Origin of the sequence: Pseudonocardia sp. McavD-2-B, assembly GCF_024124365.1 — a bacterium.
Lineage (GTDB): Bacteria > Actinomycetota > Actinomycetes > Mycobacteriales > Pseudonocardiaceae > Pseudonocardia > Pseudonocardia alni.
The window spans coordinates 1-18970 of record NZ_JAMXSG010000089.1 but is presented as its reverse complement, the minus strand read 5'-3'; the positions used below and the strand labels follow the sequence as shown (position 1 = coordinate 18970).

At 72.9% G+C, this 18970-nt stretch carries 18 protein-coding genes; 13 read left to right on the top strand and 5 right to left on the bottom strand.

Annotation, left to right across the window (positions count from 1 at the left end):
• Nucleotides 1-176 precede the first annotated feature (176 nt).
• Together NH602_RS14060 and NH602_RS14055 are read right to left on the bottom strand one after the other, a co-directional pair.
• Complete coding sequence (locus NH602_RS14060) at nucleotides 177-1580, bottom strand: amidase (RefSeq protein ID WP_253068050.1); 1404 nt, start codon at nucleotides 1578-1580, stop codon at nucleotides 177-179.
• A 5-nt stretch (nucleotides 1581-1585) separates the two neighbouring features.
• Nucleotides 1586-2572, bottom strand: coding sequence for a D-2-hydroxyacid dehydrogenase (locus NH602_RS14055; protein WP_253068049.1), 987 nt, complete (start codon nucleotides 2570-2572; stop codon nucleotides 1586-1588).
• 96 nt (nucleotides 2573-2668) lie between these two features.
• Here NH602_RS14055 and NH602_RS14050 point away from each other — a divergent pair, with 96 nt between their 5' ends.
• The 5 genes from NH602_RS14050 (at nucleotide 2669) to NH602_RS14030 (ending at nucleotide 7272) form a co-directional block, all read left to right on the top strand.
• A complete protein-coding gene (locus NH602_RS14050; protein ID WP_100879706.1) occupies nucleotides 2669-3166 on the top strand; it encodes a DUF3830 family protein in 498 nt (165 codons plus the stop codon).
• Between the two features lie 40 nt (nucleotides 3167-3206).
• Nucleotides 3207-3935 (top strand): maleate cis-trans isomerase, encoded by a 729-nt coding sequence (locus NH602_RS14045; protein WP_073577751.1) that lies wholly within the window; start codon nucleotides 3207-3209, stop codon nucleotides 3933-3935.
• Nucleotides 3936-3944: 9 nt separating this feature from the next.
• Nucleotides 3945-4616, top strand: a complete 672-nt coding sequence (locus tag NH602_RS14040; RefSeq protein WP_202416334.1) for a GntR family transcriptional regulator — start codon at nucleotides 3945-3947, stop codon at nucleotides 4614-4616.
• 62 nt (nucleotides 4617-4678) lie between these two features.
• A complete protein-coding gene (locus NH602_RS14035; protein ID WP_179760993.1) occupies nucleotides 4679-5608 on the top strand; it encodes an AEC family transporter in 930 nt (309 codons plus the stop codon).
• A 407-nt stretch (nucleotides 5609-6015) separates the two neighbouring features.
• Nucleotides 6016-7272 (top strand): aspartate aminotransferase family protein, encoded by a 1257-nt coding sequence (locus tag NH602_RS14030; protein ID WP_253068047.1) that lies wholly within the window; start codon nucleotides 6016-6018, stop codon nucleotides 7270-7272.
• Nucleotides 7273-7346: 74 nt separating this feature from the next.
• On the opposite strand, the gene NH602_RS14025 is transcribed toward NH602_RS14030, so the two are convergent.
• Nucleotides 7347-8495 (bottom strand): Mrp/NBP35 family ATP-binding protein, encoded by a 1149-nt coding sequence (locus tag NH602_RS14025; protein WP_062400483.1) that lies wholly within the window; start codon nucleotides 8493-8495, stop codon nucleotides 7347-7349.
• Nucleotides 8496-8628: 133 nt separating this feature from the next.
• Between NH602_RS14025 and NH602_RS14020 the strand changes: the two genes are divergently transcribed.
• Nucleotides 8629-9120: a MarR family winged helix-turn-helix transcriptional regulator gene (locus NH602_RS14020; protein WP_100879710.1), complete on the top strand. Its 492-nt coding sequence runs from the start codon at nucleotides 8629-8631 to the stop codon at nucleotides 9118-9120.
• Between the two features lie 4 nt (nucleotides 9121-9124).
• Here the strand turns inward: NH602_RS14020 and NH602_RS14015 are convergent, their stop codons facing one another.
• Together NH602_RS14015 and NH602_RS14010 are read right to left on the bottom strand one after the other, a co-directional pair.
• Complete coding sequence (locus tag NH602_RS14015; RefSeq protein WP_073577755.1) at nucleotides 9125-9664, bottom strand: DUF1003 domain-containing protein; 540 nt, start codon at nucleotides 9662-9664, stop codon at nucleotides 9125-9127.
• Complete coding sequence (locus tag NH602_RS14010) at nucleotides 9657-10973, bottom strand: magnesium transporter MgtE N-terminal domain-containing protein (RefSeq protein ID WP_253068046.1); 1317 nt, start codon at nucleotides 10971-10973, stop codon at nucleotides 9657-9659. The genes NH602_RS14015 and NH602_RS14010 overlap by 8 nt, the downstream gene beginning before the upstream one ends.
• Before the next feature lie 66 nt (nucleotides 10974-11039).
• Here NH602_RS14010 and NH602_RS14005 point away from each other — a divergent pair, with 66 nt between their 5' ends.
• The 7 genes from NH602_RS14005 to NH602_RS13975 form a co-directional block, all read left to right on the top strand.
• The gene (locus tag NH602_RS14005; RefSeq protein WP_253068045.1) at nucleotides 11040-11966 is read left to right on the top strand and encodes a PhzF family phenazine biosynthesis protein; all 927 of its coding nucleotides are present in this window, start codon (nucleotides 11040-11042) and stop codon (nucleotides 11964-11966) included.
• Nucleotides 11967-12131: 165 nt separating this feature from the next.
• A complete protein-coding gene (locus NH602_RS14000) occupies nucleotides 12132-13091 on the top strand; it encodes a CoA ester lyase (protein WP_179760990.1) in 960 nt (319 codons plus the stop codon).
• Between the two features lie 79 nt (nucleotides 13092-13170).
• Nucleotides 13171-14364: an acyl-CoA dehydrogenase family protein gene (locus NH602_RS13995; protein WP_062400495.1), complete on the top strand. Its 1194-nt coding sequence runs from the start codon at nucleotides 13171-13173 to the stop codon at nucleotides 14362-14364.
• A gap of 166 nt (nucleotides 14365-14530) precedes the next feature.
• Complete coding sequence (locus NH602_RS13990) at nucleotides 14531-15052, top strand: general stress protein (protein WP_062400497.1); 522 nt, start codon at nucleotides 14531-14533, stop codon at nucleotides 15050-15052.
• A 146-nt stretch (nucleotides 15053-15198) separates the two neighbouring features.
• Nucleotides 15199-17445 carry a carbon starvation CstA family protein gene (locus NH602_RS13985; protein ID WP_253068044.1) on the top strand — a complete coding sequence of 749 codons (2247 nt, stop codon included), beginning with the start codon at nucleotides 15199-15201 and terminating at the stop codon, nucleotides 17443-17445.
• Between the two features lie 17 nt (nucleotides 17446-17462).
• On the top strand, nucleotides 17463-17657 hold the full coding sequence (locus NH602_RS13980) for a YbdD/YjiX family protein (RefSeq protein ID WP_179762916.1): 195 nt from the start codon (nucleotides 17463-17465) through the stop codon (nucleotides 17655-17657).
• A gap of 154 nt (nucleotides 17658-17811) precedes the next feature.
• Nucleotides 17812-18970: methyltransferase domain-containing protein (locus NH602_RS13975; RefSeq protein ID WP_253068043.1), on the top strand; the 1159-nt coding region annotated here is incomplete at its 3' end.

Below are 18970 nucleotides of genomic sequence, written 5' to 3'. Positions count from 1 at the left end.
CGGCCGGGGGCGCGGCCGCCGCGAGCACCCCGCCGCCCGTCCGGGAGCCGCAGCCCCCGCTCACCTCGGGCGAGAAGCCCCCGGTCGACTGGGACGCCACCTGAGCCCACCCGTTCCGCCGGCGCCGGCGCCGTACCCGATCCCGGGGTGCGGCGCCGGCGTCGTGCGGGACGGGGTCAGCCCAGCAGCGGGGGCCTGCGCAGGTGGTGCGTCGTCGCCTGCTGGTAGGCGTGCGCGGCGGCCAGCACCGTGGCGTCGGCGTGCCGCGGCCCGACGACCTGCAGCCCCACCGGCAGGCCGGCGGAGGTGAAGCCGCACGGCACCGACGTCGCGGGCTGCTGGGTCATGTTGAACGGGTACGTGAACGGCGTCCACGACGTCCAGCGTGGGTCGTGCCAGCCCTCGGGGACCTCCCGGCCGCCCTCGAACGCGGTGATCGGCAGTGTCGGGGTGAGCAGCAGGTCGTACTCGGAGTGGAAGGCGCCCATCAGCGTCCCCAGCTCGTTGCGCACGGCCATCGCGCCCAGGTAGTCCAGCGCCGAGACCCCGGCGCCCTGCTCGGCGATCTCCACCAGCGCCGGATCCATGGCCTTCTTGGCCTCGGCGCCGACCGGCTCCAGGGACTTCGCGGCCGCGGCGAACCAGAGCGTGTGGAACGGCTCGATCGGGTCGGTGAAACCGGGGTCGGCATTCTCGACGGTCGCGCCGAGCTCACGGGCGAACACCGCGACCGCCTCGGCGACCAGCGCCGCCACCTCCGGGTCGACGTCGACGAACCCCAGGGTGGGGGAGAACGCGATGCGCAGGCCCTGCGCGCCCCCGGCGAGCCGCTCGACGGCGGACTCGCGGGGCACGTCGAACACCCACGGGTCGCGGGTGTCGGGCTGCGCGACGACGTCGTGCAGCAGCGCGGCGTCGGCGACGGTGCGGGTCATCGGGCCGACGTGGGCGAGCGTCCCGAACGCCGAACCGGGGTAGTGGGCGATCCGGCCGTAGGTCGGCTTGTGCGCGACGGTGCCGGTGAACGCGGCCGGGATGCGGACCGAGCCGCCTGCGTCGGTGCCCAGCGACAGGGGGCCCATGCCCAGCCCCACCGCGGATGCGGATCCGCCGGACGAGCCGCCGGCCGTCCTCGTCGGGTCCCACGGGTTGGTGGTGACCCCCGTCAGGGGCGAGTCGGTCACGCCCTTCCAGGCCAGCTCGGGGGTGGTGTTCTTCCCGATCAGCACCGCCCCGGCGGCGCGGACCCGGGCGACCGGCGGACCATCGACCTCGAACGGGCCGTCCGGGGACGTCGTCGTCGAGCCGCGGCGGGTCGGCCAGCCGATCGTCAGGAGCATGTCCTTGATCGAGGTGGGGACGCCGTCCAGCGGCCCGACCGGCTCCCCGGCCTGCCAGCGCGCCTCGGAGTCCTTCGCCTGCGACAGCGCCGAGTCGGCGTCGACCAGGCAGAATGCGTTCACCGCGCCGTCGTGCGCCTCGATCCGGTCCAGCGCGTCGCGGGTGGCCTGCACCGGCGAGATCTCGCCGCTGCGGTAGCCCGCCAGCAGCTCGTTCGCGCTGAGGTCTGCAGTCGTCACAGCAGTCACACCTTTCCTGCGGATGAGCTCACGTACCCGCGTTCGGGGTCCACCACGTTGCGCAGCTCCCGGCCGTCCCGGAAGCGCGCGAGGTTGTCGGCGAACAGCTCGACGAGCATGTCCTTCCATCCGACGACGTCACCGGACATGTGCGGGGAGAGGAGCACGTGCTCCATCGCCCACAGCGGCGAGGTCGCGGGCAGCGGCTCGGTCTCGAACACGTCCAGGGCGGCGCCGGCGAGCCGCCCGGTCGCGAGCGCGTCGGTCAGATCGTCCTGCACGACGAGCGCGCCCCGGCCGACGTTGACGACCCGCGCCCGCTCGGGCAGCAGGGCGATCGTCCCGGCGTGCAGCATCCCGCGGGTCGCGTCGGTCAGCGGGGCGGCGAGCACCAGGTGGTCGGTGTCGGGCAGCAGGCCGGGCAGCTCGTCGAAGGCGTGCACGCCGTCCGCGGCGCGCCGGCCGACCAGTCGCACCCGCATCCCGACCGCGCCCAGCAGGTCGGCGACGGCGCGTCCGATCGGCCCGCTCCCGACGACCGTCGCGACCTTCCCGGCGACGGTCTCGGTCTCGCGGTGGCGCCAGGTCCGCTCCCGCTGCAGCGTGAGCGAGCGGGCGGTGTCCTTGGCGAACGCGATCACCGCGCCGAGCACGAACTCGGCGATCGGGCGGTCGAACACCCCGCGCGAGTTCGTCAGCGTCGCACCCGAGGCGAGCAGGGCGGGGAACGCGACCCGGTCGACGCCGGCGCTGGCGGTGTGCACCCAGCGCAGCGCGTCGGTGTCGGTGGCCTCCCAGACGTCCTTGACGGCGTCGGAGGTGAAGTCCCAGGTGAGCAGCACGTCGCAGCCGGGCAACGCGGCGGCGAGCTCGCCGGCGTCGGCGGCGAAGCGGAGACGTGCGTCACCGGCGTGCCGCTCGAGCCCGGGCGGGGTCTCCCCGCCGTGCAGCACGGCGACGGTGATGGGGTCCTGACCAGCGGAAACCGGCAACGGGAGATCCTGTCGGTAGGGAGGTCGGGCGGCGTTGACACGCTAGGAAGCGCACCTACGATTGTCAACAATCCGCGTATCGGACAGGGGGATCGGATGACGAAGCTGATCAGGATCGAGCTCGCGAAGCGTGGCGTCGCGTGCACCGCGAGGCTGCTGGAGGCCGAGGCGCCGCGCACCGCCGCGGCGGTCTGGGAGGCGCTGGCCGACGGCCCGCAGGGTGGCGACGCGCAGCACGCCAAGTACGCCCGCAACGAGGTCTACACGATCGTCCCGCGGTTCGGCCCGCGGATCGGGCAGGAGAACCCGACGGTCACGCCCATCCCGGGCGACGTCTGCTACTTCGACTTCCACGGCGGGATGCTCGACAGCGCGTTCAAGGACGACCAGGGCATCGACGCCGCCGAGGGCGGGATCGACCTCGCGATCTTCTACGGGCGCAACAACCTGCTGCTCAACGGGGATGTCGGCTGGGTGCCCGGCAACGTGTTCGCCACCATCGTCGACGGGCTCGAGGAGATGGCGACCGCCTGCCACGACGTGTGGCGCGCGGGCAGCGTGGGGGAGCGGCTCGTCTACTCGCGGGCGTCGTGACCCTTGCGATGACCCCGGTCTCTGTAGGATTGTCGACAACATGAGCACGGTCGGATTCCTCTACCCGGGCTTCTCCGCCGAGGACGACTACCCGCGCGCCGAGAAGCTGCTGACCGACGGCAGTCGGCTCGCCCTCGTCCACACCGAGATGCCCGAGGACGCCCACCGCGAGGACGCGCTGCTCGCCATCGGCGGCGACGAGGTCCTCGCCGACGGCGCGCGCCGGGTCGCCGCGGAGGCGGGCCCGCTGGACGCGATCGTCTGGGCCTGCACCTCGGGGTCGTTCATCTTCGGTCCCGAGGGCGCCGCCCGGCAGGTCGCGGCGCTGGAACGGGTGTCGGGGGTGCCGACGTCGAGCACGTCGTTCGCCTTCGTCGACGCCTGCCGGCGGCTCGGGATCCGCTCGGTGGCGGTCGGGGCGACCTATCCGCCGGACGTCGCCGGCGCCTTCGTGCACTTCCTGACCCACCACGACATCTCCGTGCACACGCTGTCCGCCCGCGACATCATCACCGCCGCCGAGGTCGGGACGTTGCCACCGGAGACCGTGCTGGAGTTCGCCGCCGCGGTGGCCTCGGACGCGCCCGGCGCCGACGCGGTGCTGCTGCCCGACACCGCGCTGCACACCGTGGACGTGCTCGACGCGCTGGACGCACGCGTGGGCAGGCCGGTGCTGACAGCGAACCAGGTGAGCATCTGGCAGGGCCTGCGTGTGGCCGGGGCCGACGTCGACCGTCCCGGCCTGGGGACACTGTTCCGGAGAGGGTGACTCGTGGTCCTGGACGTCTCGGAGCTCGAGCCGGTGAGCCGGCGCTCCACCGCGGAGATCGTCGCCGACCGGATCCGTGCGGCGATCATGCGCGGCACGTTCGCGCCGGGCACCCAGCTCGGCGAGGTGGACCTCGCGAACCGGCTGGGGGTGAGCCGCGGCCCGCTGCGCGAGGCGATGCAGCGCCTCGTCGCCGAGGGGTTGCTGCGCAGCGAACGCCACCGCGGCCTGTTCGTGCGCGAGCTCGGTCCCGACGACGTCCGTGACGTCTACCTGGCCCGCACCGCCGTGGAGCGGGCCGCGGCGCTCAAGGTGCTGGAGGGTGACCGCGCGGCGGCCGTCGTCGCGCTGGAGATCCCGCTCGGGGTGATGGCCGCCGCGGCCGAGGCGGGCGACGCCGTGGCCCTCGCCGACGCCGACCACGACTTCCACGCCGCGCTCGTCGCCGCGTCGGGGAGCCCGCGGCTGCGCCGGATGACCGAGGGTCTGCTCGTCGAGACCCGGATGTGTCTCGCCGCGTTCCAGCAGACCGCCCCGCCCGCCCGGGCGCTGCTCGCCGAGCACGAACGGCTGCGCGACGCCCTGCGCGACGGCCGCACCGAGCTGCTGCTGGACCGGCTGGCCGCCCACATGGACGACGCCGTCACCCGCATCCTCGCCGCGATGCCCGGGGCGGCCTGAACGCCTGTGAACCGAACCGCCGGACACCCCGGGACTAGTTCGCATACGTAACATGTCGGCACGTGGTGGGCGTCCTCGAAGGTTTCCTGGTCATCGGCGTCGTCGTGGTCGTCGGGTACGTCCTCGGCCGCGGAGGCCTGCTCGGAGACCAGGGCTCGAAGGTCCTCGCCCGCACCGCCTTCTTCGTCGCGACACCCGCGCTGCTGTTCACCACGCTCAGCCGTTCGGACGTCGGCGCCGTCCTGTCCTCGGGGCTGGTCGTCACCGCGCTGACCAGCACCCTGGCCTGCCTGCTGTTCGTGCCGGTCGCGCTGCTGCGCCGCCGCCCGGCAGGCGAGGTCGTCGTCGGGTCGATGGCGTCCGGCTACGTCAACGCGGGCAATCTCGGCATCCCGATCGCGGCCTACGTGCTCGGCGACTCCGCCGCCGTCGCCCCGGTGCTGCTGTTCCAGCTCGCGATCCTGACCCCGCTGTTCACGACCCTGATGGACGTCCTGCCCGGCGACGGCCGCGGCGAACGCCCCGGGTGGGTCCGGGTCGCCCTCGCCCCGCTGCGCAACCCGATCGCGATCGCCACCGCCGCCGGGCTGACCGTCTCCGCGACGGGTGTCGTGCTGCCGGAGCCGGTGACCGCCCCGGTCGAGCTGCTCGCCGACCTCGCGGTGCCCGCCATGCTGCTCGCGTTCGGCATCTCCCTGCACGGCGCCCGCCGCCCCGGGGCGGGGGAGACCGCGGGCTCGGTGTGGACCGCCGTCCTGATCAAGAACGTGCTGCACCCGCTGATCGCCTGGGCCTTCGCTGCGGGCGTGCTCGGCCTGACCGGCCCGGCGCTGCTCGCCGCGGTGGTACTGGCCGCCCTGCCCACCGCGCAGAACGTGTTCGGTTACGCCGTGCGCTACGACCGCGCCGTCCCGCTGGCCCGCGACGTGGCACTGGCCTCGACCGTCGTCGCCGTCCCGGTGCTGCTGGTGATCGCCGCGCTACTGACCTGACCACGACCTTCCTCGTCGCCACGTCCGGGATGGGGGGGCTCTTCGCTCGTCCCTTTGCTCTGCTCACCGATACGCAGCACCGGCCCCGCAGCGGCGCCGCGCGGCCGCACGGCGGGCCGGCCACCCGCGTCGCGCGTGCGCCGAGATGCAGCCCAGCGGGCGGTGGAGATCGACAACTCCCGCTGAGCTGCATCTCGACACCGCCGAGGGCTGTCCGCCCGGCATCGCGGGCCCGTCCGGGGCCGCTGCGCCAGGGCACTCCGGGCGCGTGCTGCGTATCGGTGAGCAGAGCAAAGGCGGGCCCGACCGACCCTTGCCCGGACCCACCCGGCCGTGCTTCCCTGGGATTGTCGACAACTCGACAACCCGAGACGCACCACCCTCGACGCATCAGGAGCTGCGAACCCATGGCACAGCTGTCCCCGCTGCTCAAGCAGGCCACCCCGGTCCAGGCCGCCCGCGGTGAGGGCGTCTACCTGTACGACACCGATGGGCGCCGCCACCTCGACTTCACCGCCGGCATCGGTGTCACCTCCACCGGGCACTGCCACCCGGCGGTCGTCGCGGCCGCGCAGGAGCAGGTGGCCACGCTGATCCACGGCCAGTACACGACCGTGATGCACCAGCCGTTGCTGACGCTGGTCGAGCGGATGGGCGACGTGCTGCCCGAGGGCATCGACTCGGTGTTCTTCACCAACTCCGGCTCCGAGGCCGTCGAGGCGTCGGTGCGGCTGGCCCGCCAGGCCACCGGCCGGCAGCTGATCGTCGCGTTCGACGGCGGCTTCCACGGCCGCACCATGGGTGCCGCGGCGCTCACCACCTCCGGGGCGAAGATCCGGGCCGGGATCGCCCCGATGATGGGCGGGGTCGCGTTCGCGCCCTTCCCCTACGCCTACCGCTACGGCTGGTCCGAGGAGCAGGCCGTCGCGTTCGCCCTGTCCGAGCTCGACCGGCAGCTGGCGAGCACCGCGCCGGCGTCCGACGTCGCCGCGTTCATCGTCGAGCCGGTGCTGGGCGAGGGCGGCTACGTCCCGACCCCGCCGGCGTTCCTGCACGGCCTGCGCGAGCGCGCCGACCGGCACGGCATCCTGCTGATCGCCGACGAGGTCCAGACCGGCTACGGCCGCACCGGGAAGTTCTGGGGCCACCAGCACGCCGAGGGCCTCACCCCGGACATCATCGTCACCGCCAAGGGGCTCGCGTCCGGCTTCCCGCTCTCGGCCATCGCCGCGCCGAAGGCCCTCATGGAGAAGGCGTGGCCCGGCTCGCAGGGCGGCACCTACGGCGGCAACGCCGTCGCCTGTGCCGCCGCGCTCGCCACGCTCGAGGTCGTACAGGGCGAGGGCCTCGTCGAGAACGCCCGCGTGCAGGGGGAGAAGCTCCTGGCCGGCGTCCGGGACGCCGCGCAGGGCATCGCCGCCATCGGCGACGTCCGCGGACGGGGGCTGATGGTCGGCATCGAGTTCGTCGACGCCGACGGCAAGCCCGACGGCGCCACCGCAGCCAAGGTGCACGCCGCGGCCGCCGCGCAGGGCCTGCTCCTGCTGACCTGCGGTGTCTACGGCAACGTCGTCCGGATGATCCCGGCGCTCGTCGTGACCGCCGAGCAGGTCGACGAGGGCCTGGCGCTCTGGACCAAGGCGCTGAACGACGCGCTGTCCTGAGACCCGCCCCCGGGGGAACGGACGAGGCCCCGCACACCGGCAGGTGTGCGGGGCCTCGTCGTCGGAGGTGCGGGTCAGCGCCCGACGGGAGAGATGTTCAGGCTCATCCCGGCCAGACCGCGGGCCTTCACGGTCAGCTTCTCCGCGATGGCGTCGAGGGCCTGCGCCGCGGCCGACTCGGGCTTGCCGAGCACGATCGGGGTGCCGGCGTCGCCGCCCTCGCGCAGCGCGACGTCGAGCGGGATCTGGCCCAGCAGCGGCACCGTGGTGCCGACCGTGCGGCTCAGCGAGTCCGCGACGATCTGCCCGCCACCGGAGCCGAAGATCTCGTTGCGCGAGCCGTCGGGCATCTCCATCCAGGACATGTTCTCCACGACCCCGGCCAGGCGCTGACGGGTCTGGGTGGAGATCGACCCGGCCCGCTCGGCGACCTCGGCGGCGGCCTGCTGCGGGGTGGTCACGACCAGCAGCTCGGCGTTCGGCACGAGCTGGGCGGTGGAGATGGCGACGTCGCCGGTACCCGGGGGCAGGTCGAGCAGCAGCACGTCCAGGTCGCCCCAGAACACGTCGGCGAGGAACTGCTGCAGCGCGCGGTGCAGCATCGGGCCACGCCAGACGACCGGGGTGTTGCCGTCGGTGAACATGCCGATCGAGATGACCTTCACGCCGTGCGACTGCGGCGGCATGATCATGTTCTCGATCTTGGTGGGCCGGTCCGCGGCACCGATCATGCGCGGGACCGAGTGGCCGTAGATGTCGGCGTCGACCACGCCGACCTTCATCCCGCGCCGGGCCATGGCCGCGGCCAGGTTGACGGTGACCGAGGACTTGCCGACGCCGCCCTTGCCGGACGCCACACAGAACACGCGGGTCAGCGAGCCGGGCTGGGCGAAGGGGATGACGGGCTCGTCGGCGTCGCCGCGCAGCGAACGGCGCAGCTCGGTGCGCTGCTCGTCGCTCATCACGTCGAGCTCGACCTCGACCCGCTCGACGCCGGGGACCTTCGAGACCGCCTCGGTGACGCGAGAGGTGATCGTCTCGCGCATCGGGCAGCCCGCGACGGTCAGGTAGACCCCGACGTGGGCGAGGCCGTCGGCGGAGACGTCGACGCTCTTGACCATCCCCAGCTCGGTGATCGGCTTGTGGATCTCCGGGTCCTCGACGGTGCCGAGGGCTGCGCGCACGGCCTCGACGACGGTGCTGGTGCTGCCGGTGACGGACATGGGCTCCTACGACCTCTTTCCTCTCGCGTCACCCCATGCTACGTGGGTGGTTCCGGGGTCTCCGGGTCACCGGCGGTGTCGCGCGGCACGTCCGCGCTGACGAGGTGGTGCGGGTGTCTCTAGCATCCCTGCGATGGACGACACGAGCGGCGCCCCGACGCGCGAGCACCCGGCGCGCCGCCGCGTGGTCCCGACCCCGGCCGAGCTCGCGTCGTGGCGCAGCTTCCTGCGCGCGCACGCGGGCATCACCAAACAGCTCGAGACCGAGCTGGAGGGCGAGCAGCAGCTGTCCCTGGCCGCCTACGACGTGCTGGTCCAGCTGTCCGAGGCGCCCGACCACCGGCTGCGGATGACCGAGCTGGCCGACGCCGTGCTGCTCTCCCGCTCCGGGGTCACCCGGCTCGTCGACCGGCTGGAACGGGTCGGGCTCGTCGCCCGGGCCAAGGTCGCCGACGACGGCCGCGGGGTCACCGCCCGGCTCACCGACACCGGCTACGACCGCCTGCGCACCGCCGCGGTCACCCATCTGCGCGGGGTCCGCGCGCACTTCGTGGAGCGGCTCGGCGCCGACGACCTCGCGGCGCTCGAGCGCATCATGGGCCGCCTGGTCCCCGACCGCTCCTGAGCGATCAGCGTTCCTTCTTACGCATCTTCTTCCGGGCACCCGGCTCGACCGGGAGCTCCTCGCCGCGGCTGCGGGCCACGGCGTCGTCGAGCCGGTCACCCAGCTTCTCCAGCTCGCCGCGCAGGTAGTCCCGGCTCGCGGTCTCCCCGACGGCCAGGCGCAGCGCCGCCAGCTCCCGGGCGAGGAACTCGGTGTCGGCCTTCGTCCGCTCGGCGCGCCGCCGGTCCTCGTCCAGCGCGATCCGGTCCCGGTCGTCCTGCCGGTTCTGAGCCAGCAGGATCAGCGGTGCGGCGTACGCGGCCTGGGTGGAGAACGCCAGGTTGAGCAGGATGAACGGGTAGGGGTCCCACTGGATCGACCAGGCGACCAGGTTCAACGCGATCCACACGACGACGATCACCGACTGGATCGCGAGGAAGCGGCCCGTCCCGAGGAACCGGGCGATCCGCTCGGAGAAGCGGGCGAAGCCGTCCGGGTCCACCTCGAACCGCCGACGCCCGACGCGCGGCTGGTCCAGCCGCCGTCCGATCCCGGATTCAGGCACCGTGCACCTCCCCGTCGTGCGTACGGTCGCCGGCGCCGTTCGCGGCCCGCACCGCGCCGCCGTGCACCTCGCCCGGGGCGAGGTCGCGGTCGCGCCAGCCCTGCGGCAGCAGGTGGTCCAGCACGTCGTCGACGGTGACCGCGCCCAGCAGGTGGTCCTCGGCGTCGACGACCGGGCCCGCCACCAGGTTGTAGCTGGCGAAGTAGCGGGTCACCTCGCCGAGCCCGGCCTCGGGCCCCAGCTGCGGCAGGTCGGCGTCGACCATGCCCGCGACCAGCTCGAACGGTGCCGCCCGCAGCAGCTGCTGGGCGTGCACACAGCCCAGGTAGCGCCCGGTCGGGGTCGCGGTCGGCGGGCGGACGACGAACACCATCGACGCCAGCGCCGGGGGCACCTCCGGGTTGCGCACCCGGGCGAGTGCCTCGGCGACGGTCACGTCCGGCCCCAGCGTGATCGGCTCCGGGGTCATCAGGCCGCCCGCGGTGTCCCACTCGTAGCGCAGCAGGCGGCGCACGGGCTCGGACTCGTCGGGCTCCATGAGTTCCAGCAGCCGGCCCGCCTCGTCGTCGTCGAGCTCGCCGAGCAGGTCCGCCGCGTCGTCCGGGCTCATCGCCTCCAGCACGTCGGCGGCACGGTCGTCGTCGAGGTAGCCGAGCAGCTCGCGCTGATCGGACTCGGACAGCTCCTCGAACACGTCGGCGAGCCGCTCGTCGTCCAGGGCGTCGACGACGTGGCGCTGCCGGTCGTCAGGCAGCCGCGACAGCGCCGCGGCGACGTCGGCCGGGCGCATCGAGTCGAACACCGCGAGCAGCCGGTCCGCGCCCTGCGCGGCGGCGACGTCGAGCCCGGACACGGCCTCCCAGCCGTACACCTCGACCCGCGGCCTGCGCGCCAGCCGCGTCCGCCGGAACCGCAGCGCCACCTTGGTGATCACCCAGTCCCGGGTCCGGCTCGGCTCGACCGCGACGTCGACGACCGAGCCCTCGGTCCCGGCCTCGCGCACCGTCGCGGGGGAGTTCAGCAGCTGCCCGAGCACGAGGGTCTCGTTGGGGCGCTGGTCGAACGAGCGCAGGTTCACCGAGCCGCTGGCCAGCGTCACCGCGGTCGGCGCGATGTCGGCGACCCGCAGCATCGGCACGAAGATGCTGCGGCGTGCGGACAGGTCCACGACCAGGCCCAGCACCCGCGGTGGATGACTGTCCACGCGCAGCGACACCACGACGTCGCGGACCTTGCCGATCCGCTCACCGTCCGGGCCGTAGACGGCCAGGCCGGCCATCCGCGCGACGAACACCCGTACCGAGGCCATGGCGCCGAGACTAGAACCCCCGGCGGTACCGCGACCGCCCCGGACGTGTGACTAGGCTCGCCCGCCGTGAACGAGCCGCAGCACGATCCCGGCCAGGGCCCCGAACCCCTCCGCTACGACATCGTCGACGTGTTCACCGACCGTCCGTACGCCGGTAACCCGCTGGCCGTCGTGCACGGCGCCGAGGCGCTGTCCACGGTCCGGATGCAGGCGATCGCGCGGGAGTTCAACCTGTCGGAGACGACGTTCCCGCTGGCCCCGACCGGCGACGGCGAGAGCGGCGCCGACTACCGGGTGCGGATCTTCACCCCGCTCGCCGAGCTGCCCTTCGCCGGGCACCCCAGCGTCGGCACGGCCTGGGTGCTGGCCCGCGACGGCGTCATCGGCGAGGGCGACCGCGTGCAGGAGTGCGGGGCCGGGCTGCTGCCCGTGCGGGTCGACGACACCGGCGCCCGGGTGTGGGGCGGCGCCCCGTCGGTCGGCACCGAGCTGAACGCCGTCCGCCTCGCCGCCGCGCTCGGCCTCGGCCCCGACGACGTCGACGGCGCCGCCGTGCCGGGTGTGGCCGGTGCCGGGACCGACTTCGCCATCCTGCTCGTCGTCGCCGGTGCGGTCGCCCGCGCGGTGCCCGACCCCGCGGCGCTGGCCGCCGCGGTCGCCGACAGCGGCGCGACCGGGCTGCTCGTCGCCGCCGTCGACGCCACCGCCGAGCGGGTCCACGCCCGCATGTTCGGCATCGGGATCGGGGTTCCCGAGGACCCGGCGACGGGCTCGGCCGCCGTCGCGCTCGGGATCTTCCTCGCCGACCGCGGCCTGGTCACCGACGACGGCGAGCACTCCTTCGTCGTGACCCAGGGAGTGGAGATGGGCCGTCCGTCCACGTTGTACGCCGGCGTGCGCACCGAGGGCGGCCGGGCCGTCGGGAGCTGGGTCGGCGGGACCGTCGTCGCGGTGGCCAGGGGCTCCCTGACCCCACCTCCCGAACAGGGGTGACCGACGGGTAACCCCACCTGACCACCGGCGGGTGAGAAACCAATCACCTGGACGGGGCGCCGCGGCCGTCGTCGTGCCAGCATCAGTCCCCAGCCCGAGCGCCCGTGTCGTGACGACGTCGTCGCCGCGACGCGGGCGAGGACGATCTCGACGAGGAGCCCGCCTGTGAGCACCACCCTCCGCGCCCGCCGGTCCTGCCTGGCCGTGCCCGGATCGAGCCAGAAGTTCATCGACAAGGCTCGCACGCTGAACTCCGACCAGGTCTTCCTGGACCTGGAGGACGCCTGCGCCCCGCTGGCCAAGCCGGGTGCCCGGAAGACCATCGTCGAGGCGCTCAACGAGGGCGGCTGGGGCGAGAAGATCCGCGTCGTCCGGGTCAACGACTGGACCACCGAGTGGACCTACCGTGACGTCGTGGAGGTCGTCGAGGGTGCCGGCGCCAACCTCGACGCGATCATGCTGCCGAAGGTGCAGACCCCCGAGCAGGTCGTCGCGCTCGACCTGCTGCTGACCCAGATCGAGAAGACCAACGGTCTCGAGGTCGGGAAGATCGGCATCGAGGCGCAGATCGAGAACGCGCTGGGCCTGACCAACGTCAACGCCATCGCCACTGCGTCGCCGCGGGTCGAGACGATCATCTTCGGCCCGGCCGACTTCATGGCCTCGATCAACATGAAGTCCCTGGTCGTCGGCGAGCAGCCCCCCGGCTACGACGTGGGCGACGCCTACCACCACATCCTCATGTCGATCCTGATGGCGGCCCGCGCGCACGACAAGCAGGCCATCGACGGCCCGTACCTGCAGATCAAGGACGTCGACGGGTTCCGCCGGGTCGCCGGCCGGTCCGCGGCACTGGGCTTCGACGGCAAGTGGGTGCTGCACCCCGGCCAGATCGACGCCGCCAACGAGACCTTCTCCCCGGCGCAGAGCGACTACGACCACGCCGAGAACATCCTCGACGCCTACGAGTACTTCACCTCCGAGGCCGGTGGCAAGCGCGGCGCGGCGATGATCGGCGACGAGATGATCGACGAGGCCAGCCGCAAGATGGCGCTGGTGATCTCGGGCAAGGGCCGCGCGGCGGGCATGACCCGCACCGACAAGTGGACCCCGCCGGAGGCGTGAGCGCAGCTCGCGCACCGAACCTCAGCGCTGAGGCCCCGACCGCCCGCCGACCGACGACGCTCACCGAGGAGTAACCAGCATGGCCCGGCTCGCCCAGACCGCCGGTCTGACCGACATCCAGACCGAGATCCTGTCCACCGTCCGCTCGTTCGTGGACAAGGAGATCATCCCGCACGCGACGGCGCTGGAGCACGCGGACACCTACCCGCAGGACATCGTCGACGGGATGAAGGAGATGGGGCTGTTCGGCCTCATGATCCCGGAGGAGTACGGCGGCCTCGGCGAGTCGCTGCTCACCTACGCCCTGGTGGTCGAGGAGATCGCCCGCGGCTGGATGAGCGTCTCCGGCGTCATCAACACCCACTTCATCGTGGCGTACATGCTCCGCCAGCACGGCACACAGGCGCAGAAGGAGAAGTACCTGCCGAGGATGGCCACGGGCGAGACCCGTGGCTCGTTCTCGATGTCCGAGCCCGACCTCGGCTCGGACGTCGCGGCGATCAAGACCCGCGCGAAGCAGGACGGCGACGACTACGTCATCGACGGCGCCAAGATGTGGCTGACCAACGGCGGCACGTCGAACCTGACCGCGGTGCTGGTGAAGACCGACGAGGGCGCCGAGCGTCCGCACCAGAACCTCACCACGTTCCTGGTGGAGAAGCCCACCGGCTACGGAGAGGTCGCCCCCGGCCTGATCGTCCCGGGCAAGATCGACAAGATGGGCTACAAGGGGGTCGACACCACCGAGCTGGTGTTCAAGGACCACCGGATCTCCGGCGAGCAGATCCTCGGCGGGGAGCGTGGCAAGGGCTTCGCGCACATGATGGACGGCGTCGAGGTCGGCCGCGTGAACGTCGCCGCCCGTGCCTGCGGCATCGCGATCCGGGCGTTCGAGCTGGGCGTCGAGTACGCCCAGCAGCGCTCGACCTTCGGCAAGCCGATCGTCCAGCACCAGGCGATCGCGTTCAAGATCGCCGAGATGGCGACCAAGGTCGAGGCCGCGCACCTGATGATGGTCAACGCCGCGCGCCTCAAGGACCGCGGCGAGCGCAACGACGTCGAGGCCGGCATGGCCAAGATGCTCGCGTCGGAGTACTGCAAGGAGGTCACCGAGGAGGCGTTCCGCATCCACGGCGGCTACGGCTACTCCAAGGAGTACGAGATCGAGCGCCTCATGCGCGAGGCGCCGTTCCTGCTCATCGGCGAGGGCACCTCGGAGATCCAGAAGACGATCATCTCCCGGGGTCTGCTGCGCGACTACAAGCTGCGCTGACCGCACCCGCGTCCACGGCCCCGTACCCCGTCCCGGGGCACGGGGCCGTGTCGTCCGGTCGGTGGGGTGTGACCTGCGGCTCCGCGACTAGTGTTCGGGGCACGTCGCGGTCGGGTCGAACGTTGCACCGACGACGAGACAGGACATCTTCCACGAGGAGCACGCCATGACCAACCCCTTCGGCGGCCAGACTCGTCCGGCTCCGGGCCTGCCGCAGCTGCCCACTCCGCCGACCGGGTGGCCGGTGGGCTCCTACGCCACCTACGAGGAGGCGCAGCGGGCCGTCGACCACCTCGCCGACTCCGACTTCCCGGTCGCCGACGTGACGATCGTCGGCGTCGACCTGATGCTCGTCGAGCGGGTCATCGCCCGCCTGACCTGGGGCCGGGTGCTCGCCTCCGGCGCGGCGCAGGGTGCCTGGCTGGGTCTGTTCGTCGGTGTCCTGCTGTTCGTGTTCTCCCCGGACGGCAACTTCCTGCCCATCGTCGTCGGACTGGTGTCCGGGGCGGTGTTCTTCATGGCCTTCGCCGCGGTCAGCTACAGCGCGAGCAAGGGCCGCCGGGACTTCCAGTCCGCCAGCCAGATGGTGGCGGGCCGCTACGACGTCCTGTGCGAGCCGCGCAACGCCGAGCGGGCCCGCGAGATGCTGGCCAAGCTGGCGATGGGCGGCCCCGGCGGGGGCTTCTGACCGGCCCCCGCCCCGCCCGCACGACCCCGTGGCCGTCGTCACCCGACCGGGTGGCGGCGGCCGTCGTGCGTCGGCAAGCGGACATCGGTTCCCACCGGGCACACCGCCTCCTATAGTTCGCGCGTCGGACATATCGGAGGGGCGCGATGACACAGGTGTCGGGCGGACCGGCGGGGCGCGAGCTCCCGCCGGCGGCGGTGGACGAGGAGGTGCTCCTCGCCGAACAGCGGGCGTGGACACCGTGGAAGATCGCGGTGTGGGCGGGGATCGCCCTGCTGGGCGGGCTGGCGTGGGTGATGCTCGCGCTGGTGCGCGGGGAGACGGTCAACGCGATCTGGTTCGTGTTCGCCGCGGTGAGCACCTACGCGATCGCGTACCGGTTCTACTCCCGCTACATCGAGAACAAGCTGCTGCGTCCGGACGACCGGCGCGCCACCCCGGCCGAGTACAAGGAGAACGGCCAGGACTTCCTGCCGACCGACCGGCGGGTCCTCTACGGCCACCACTTCGCCGCGATCGCCGGTGCCGGTCCGCTGGTCGGGCCGGTCCTGGCCGCGCAGATGGGGTACCTGCCCGGCACGATCTGGATCATCGTCGGCGTCATCGTCGCCGGCGCGGTCCAGGACTATCTGGTGCTGTTCTTCTCGATGCGCCGCGGCGGGCGCTCGCTGGGCCAGATGGCCCGCGAGGAGCTCGGCCGGGTCGGCGGGATCGCGGCGATCATCGCGACCCTCGCCATCATGATCATCCTGATCGCGGTGCTCACGCTGGTCGTGGTGAACGCGCTCGGGGAGAGCCCGTGGGGCGTCTTCTCGGTGGCGCTGACCATCCCGATCGCCCTGTTCATGGGCGTCTACCTGCGGTACCTGCGGCCCGGGAAGGTCTCCGAGGTCTCCTGGATCGGCTTCGTGCTGCTGATCGGCGCGATCGTCGCCGGCGGCTGGGTCTCCGAGACCGGCTGGGGCCAGGCGCTGTTCACCCTGGACCGGACCACCATCGCCTGGGGCGTGATCGTCTACGGCTTCGTGGCCGCGGTGCTCCCGGTCTGGCTGCTGCTCGCCCCGCGCGACTACCTGTCGACGTTCATGAAGATCGGCACGATCGTGCTGCTCGCGGTGGCGATCATCGTCGTCCGCCCCGAGATCACGGCACCTGCGTTCAGCGAGTTCGCCGGCCGCGACGACGGCCCCGTCGTCGCCGGGTCGCTGTTCCCGTTCCTGTTCGTGACGATCGCCTGCGGCGCGCTGTCCGGCTTCCACGCCCTGATCTCCTCGGGCACCACGCCCAAGCTGGTCGAGAAGGAGCGCCAGACCCGCTTCATCGGCTACGGCGGCATGCTCATGGAGTCCTTCGTGGCGATCATGGCGCTGGTCGCGGCGCTGTCGATCGACCGCGGGCTCTACTTCGCGATGAACGTGCCCGCGTCGCTGACCGAGGGCACCGTCGAGGGCGCGGCCGCGTTCGTGAACTCGCTCGGCCTGATGAACGTCAACGTCACCCCCGACCAGCTGGCGACGACCGCGGCACTGGTCGGCGAGGAGTCGATCGTCTCCCGCACCGGGGGTGCGCCGACGCTGGCGGTCGGCCTGGCGAACATCATGCAGCAGTTCATCGGCGGGCCCGGGATGATGAGCTTCTGGTACCACTTCGCGATCATGTTCGAGGCGCTGTTCATCCTCACCGCCGTCGACGCCGGCACCCGGGTGGCGCGCTTCATGCTGCAGGACGCGATCGGCACCGTGGCCCCGAGGTTCAAGGACACCTCGTGGCGGCCGGCCGCCTGGATCTGCACCGGGCTGATGGTCGGTGCCTGGGGCGCGATCCTGCTGATGGGCGTGACCGACCCGCTGGGCGGGATCAACACGCTGTTCCCGCTGTTCGGCATCGCGAACCAGTTGCTGGCGGCGATCGCGCTCGCGGTCTGCCTGGCGATCGCGGCCCGGCGCGGGCACGTGCGCTACCTGTGGATCATCGTCGTGCCGCTGGCGTTCGCGGCGGTCGTGACGGTCACGGCGTCGATGTACAAGATCTTCTCCTCGAACCCGAAGATCGGGTACTGGGCGCAGCACTTCGCCTTCCGGGAGGCCATCGCGTCCGGGGAGACGAGCTTCGGCACCGCGGGCACCCCGCAGGCGATGGCGGCCGTCGTCCGCAACACCTTCGTCCAGGGCACGCTGTCGATCCTGTTCGTGACGCTCGCGCTCGTCGTGATCGTCGCCGCGGTCCTGGCCGCCTGGACGTCGATCTCGACGGGCGGCCGCCCGGACCACGAGGAGGAGCCGGTGCCCTCGCGGCTCTACGCCCCGGCCGGCCTGGTCGCGACCCCGGCGGAGAAGGAGCTGGAGAAGGAGTGGACCGAGACGGTCGGCACCCCGGCGCGGTCGGGGCACTGACCGTGGCGGCACCGACCGTGGCAGCCACGACGCTGGCCCGGCTGCGGGCGCTGCACGACTGGTGGCGCGGGGTGATCGGGGCGGACCTGTACGACCGCTACCTCGACCACCACCGTCGCAGCGGGCACGACCACCCGCCGATGACCGAGCGGGAGTACTGGCGGGCCCGCACCGCGTACCAGGAGAGCAACCCGCAGGGCCGCTGCTGCTGAGGCGGCACCCCGCCTCCGGCCGGATCCGCTGCGCCGCACGGGTGGCCGGAGCTCCACGTTCGGCCCAGCGCGCCCTCCCGGGTGGGTGTCACACCCCACCGGGGAGGGCGCGTCGGGTTCCGGACACGGGCTGCTGCGGGCAGGATCAGGCACTGTGAGCGGCGAGGCGTGGCAGGAGAGCGACCAGATCCGCCCGGCCACGGTGCACCGTGCCTACGGGCGGGGTGCCGCGGGCTTCGACGCCTTCGTCGCGACCCTGCCCGGCTACCGCACCCACCTGCGGGTGTCGGCGTCGCGGATGGGCCTGGGCGACGGCCACGGTCTGCGTCTGCTCGACGTCGGCTGCGGCACCGGGGTGTCCACCGAGGCGCTGCTGACCAGCGTCGGAGGTGCCGAGGTGGTCGCGGTCGACGCGTCCGCGGAGATGCTCGCCGTCGCCCGGAAGAAGAACTGGTCGCCCCGGGTGACGTTCGTGCACTCCCGGCTGGAGACCCTCGCCGAGGCCGGCATCGAGGGCCCGTTCGACGGGATCCTCGCGTCCTTCCTGGTGTCCAACCTGCCCGACGCCGAGCACGGCCTGCGCCGGCTGCTGAGCCTGCTCGCGCCCGGCGCCCCGCTGGCGGTGCACGACTACGCCGTCGGCGGCCGGAGCCGGATGCGCTGGACGACGGCGAACTGGACCTGGATGCTCCCGATGGCCTCGCTGCGCTGGGGGGCCGCGGACCTCGCCCGCTACCGGGCCAGACGGATCGCGACGGCCGGTGGGCCCGAGCAGATGGTGCACCGGATGGAACGGGCCGGGTTCGACGACGTCCGCGTCCAGACCGTCGGCGGGGTCCAGCAGCACCTCGTGCACACGTTCCTGGGACGGCGCCCCGACGAGCCCGACGTGGTGGGGGAGCGCCAGGAACGCCGCGCCCGCCGCTCGGCCATCGCCGCCGCGGGGTGGCGGCCCCTCCGGGACGAGTCCGCCCCGGCTCCCGGGGACACGACCGAACCCGTCGACGAGGGCGGCCCCGAGGACCCCGGCTACGCCGAGACACTCCCGGAGCAGGTGCTCGAGGACGACGGGGTGGAGGTGGGGGAGGGTGACGCCGACGGCGCCGCGGACCCGGCCCCGTCCGGTGCGGCGGACGACCCCGCCCCCACCGAGGACGACGATCCGGACACCCGCCCGCGCGGGCACGCCGTGGCCCGGGCGCTGCGGTACGGGCTGCCGGACCCCCGTCCCGAGCCCTCCGACCCCGGCGCCGCGGAACCCGGGTCCGGTGCCGCCGAGTCCGACCCCGGTGCCGCCGGACCCGACCGCGGCG